Below are 2856 nucleotides of genomic sequence, written 5' to 3' on the forward strand. Positions count from 1 at the left end.
GGGGCGTCGGCGGCGCCGATGGCCAGCGCCCGGCGCAGCGCCGAGATCAGCGCGCCGCGCACCGCGGCGGCGTCGCGGAAGCGCAGCTCGGTCTTCATCGGGTGGACGTTCACATCCACCAGCTCGGGCGGCAGCTCCAGGAACAGGGCGGCGACGGGGTGGCGGCCGGGGGCGATCAGGTCGCGATAGGCGACGCGCAGGGCGGCGCGCAGCAGCGGGTCGCGCACGGGGCGGCGATTGACCACCAGATGCTGTTCCGAGGCGGTGGCGCGGGTCAGGGTGGGCAGGCCAGCGAAGCCCTGCAGCGCCAGCTCCTCCCGCCCGCCGGAGACGGTGACGGCGGCGCGGGCAAACTCCGGGCCGAGCAGCGCGTCGAGCCGGGTGCGGCGGTCGCTGGCGGCCAGGTTCAGCACCGTCCGCCCCTCCACCTCCATGCGGAAGCCGACCTCCGGCCAGGCCAGCGCCAGGCGCTTCACCGCCTCCACCGCATGGCCGGATTCGGTCGCCGGGGTCTTGAGGAATTTGCGCCGCGCCGGGGTGGCGTAGAACAGGTCGCGCACCTCGACCCTTGTGCCCGGCGCGCCGGCGGCGGGGCGGATCTCGCTCTTGGCGCCGCCCTCGACATCGATGCGGAAGGCCTCGCCGCCGGGCACGCGGCTGGTCAGGGTCAGCCGCGCCACGGCGCCGATCGAGGGCAGCGCCTCGCCGCGGAAGCCCAGCGTGGCGATGCGGAACAGCGCCGCCTCCTCCGGCAGCTTGGAGGTGGCGTGGCGCTCGATGCACAGCGCCAGATCGGCCGGGCTCATGCCCTGGCCGTCATCCTCGACCAGGATGCGGCTGACGCCGCCACCCTCCAGCGCAACGAAGACCTGGGTGGCGCCGGCATCCAGCGCGTTCTCCACCAGCTCCTTGACGGCGGCGGCGGGGCGCTCGACCACCTCGCCGGCCGCGATGCGGTCGGCGGTCGTGGCGGAAAGCAGGCGGATGCGGTCCATGGCCTGGATGTAGCGCTCTCCCCCCCCGTTCCGCCAGGGGAGGCGCCCCGGGCCTCAATCGGCGGAGGCGTGCTGCAGGTCGCGGATGCGGGTGATCAGCCCGGCGGTGGAGGGGTCGTGGCGGCCCATGGTTCCCTCCGGCTCCAGCTCCGGCAGGATCGACTTGGCGAGCTGCTTGCCCAGCTCGACGCCCCATTGGTCGAAGGCGTCGATATCCCACAGCGCGCCCAGGCAGAACACCTTGTGTTCGTAGAGCGCCACCAGCGCGCCGAGCGAGGCGGGGTCGAGCTTGTCGAGCAGCAGGGTCGTGCTGGGCCGGTCGCCGGGGAAGAGGCGGTGCGGCAGCAGGCGGCGGATCTCCGCCTCACCGACGCCGGCGGCGCGCATCTCCTGCTCCACCTCCTCGGTCGAGCGGCCGCGCAGCAGGGCCTCGGCCTGGGCCAGGCCGTTGGAGAGCAGCAGGCGGTGATTCTCGGCGAAGGGGTGGTCGGGATTGGCGACGAGGACGAAATCCGCCGGCACCGGCGTGGTGCCCTGGTGCAGCAGCTGCATGAAGGAATGCTGCGCGTTGGTGCCGGGCTCGCCGAAGATCACCGGGCCGGTCTCGCGCGTCACCTTGTGGCCGTCCAGCGTGACGCTCTTGCCCAGGCTCTCCATCTCCAGCTGCTGCAGATGCGCCGGGAAGCGGGAGAGGCGGTGGTCATAGGGCAGGATGGCCTGGCTGCGCAGGCCGAGCCCGTTGACGTGCCAGATGGTGGTCAGCGCCAGCAGCAGCGGCAGGTTGCGCTCCGGCGGCGCGTGCAGGAAGTGCTCGTCCATGGCGCGGGCGCCGGCCAGCAGCTGGGAGAAGGCGGTCCAGCCGCAGGACAGCGCGATGGAGAGCCCGATCGCCGACCACAGGGAGAAGCGCCCCCCCACCCAGTCATGGAAGCCGAAGACCCGCTCCTGCGGCACGCCGAAGGCCGCCGTCGCCTCGTGGTTGGTGGACAGCGCCACGAGGTGGCGGCGGGCGCCGACCTCGCCCAGATTCTGCTCCAGCCAGCCGCGCACGATGCGGGCATTGGCCATGGTCTCGGCGGTGGTGAAGGTCTTGGACGCGATCAGCACCAGGGTCCGGTGCGGGTTCAGCCGGGGGCGGATCGCCTCCCAGTTGTGCGCGTCGGCATTGGCCAGGTAGAGCGGCCGCATCGGCGAGCGGGCGTTCCACAGCGCGCGCCCGATCATGTAGGGGCCGAGGTCGGAGCCGCCGATGCCGATGTTGATGACATCGGTGAAGGTCTCGCCCGTCGCGCCGCGGATCTCGCCGCGATGGATGGCGCGGGTGAAGCGCTTCATCGCCGCCAGCGTCTCGTCCACCGAGGCGGAGGCGTCCTCGGTGTCGCCTTCCGGCAGGCGGGCGCGGTAGCCGGCGCCGCGCGGCGCGCGCAGCGCCATGTGCAGCACGGCGCGCTGCTCGGTGGTGTTGACGATCTCGCCGGCGGCCATGGCGTCGCGGCGCGGCAGCACGTCGCAGGCATGGGCGAGTTCCAGCAGCGCCGCCATCGCCTGGTCGTCGATCGAGGTCTTGGAGAGGTCGAGCAGGATGCCGCAGGCCTCGCGGTGGAAGCGCTCGAAGCGCTGCGGATCGGCGGCGAACAGGGCGCGGATCGCCCCCGCCCCGGGCCGGCGCGCCAAATCCTCGACCCGCTTCCAGGCCGTCTCGCGCGCTGTGGTCATCCCGTCATCCCCCTCACGGCGTAAGCGCCGCAGGCTAGAGGCCCCGCCGCAAACGGCAAGGCCCCTGGCGGAGAGGACGGATCACCGCCCGGCCGGATGGCGGGCGGCACCGCGACCCCCGGCGGCGCCGGGGCCTCGGCGGCCG

Annotated in this window: 2 protein-coding genes; both read right to left on the reverse strand. The window is 73.4% G+C overall.

The window, feature by feature from the left end; all coding sequences use genetic code 11:
- On the reverse strand, nucleotides 1–995 hold a 995-nt coding region (mutL, locus tag HMPREF0731_RS07860), incomplete at its 3' end, for a DNA mismatch repair endonuclease MutL (RefSeq protein ID WP_007003540.1).
- Between the two features lie 54 nt (nucleotides 996–1049).
- Complete coding sequence (gene pgi, locus HMPREF0731_RS07865; RefSeq protein ID WP_007003541.1) at nucleotides 1050–2711, reverse strand: glucose-6-phosphate isomerase; 1662 nt, start codon at nucleotides 2709–2711, stop codon at nucleotides 1050–1052.
- Nucleotides 2712–2856 lie beyond the last annotated feature (145 nt).

The organism is Pseudoroseomonas cervicalis ATCC 49957 (assembly GCF_000164635.1).
In the GTDB taxonomy this organism is placed as follows: Bacteria; Pseudomonadota; Alphaproteobacteria; order Acetobacterales; family Acetobacteraceae; genus Pseudoroseomonas; species Pseudoroseomonas cervicalis.

Excerpts from the sequence above, each read along its gene's own strand:
- pgi (WP_007003541.1), bottom strand. The coding sequence starts at position 2,711 with ATGACCACAGCGCGCGAGACGGCCTGGAAGCGGGTCGAGGATTTGGCG.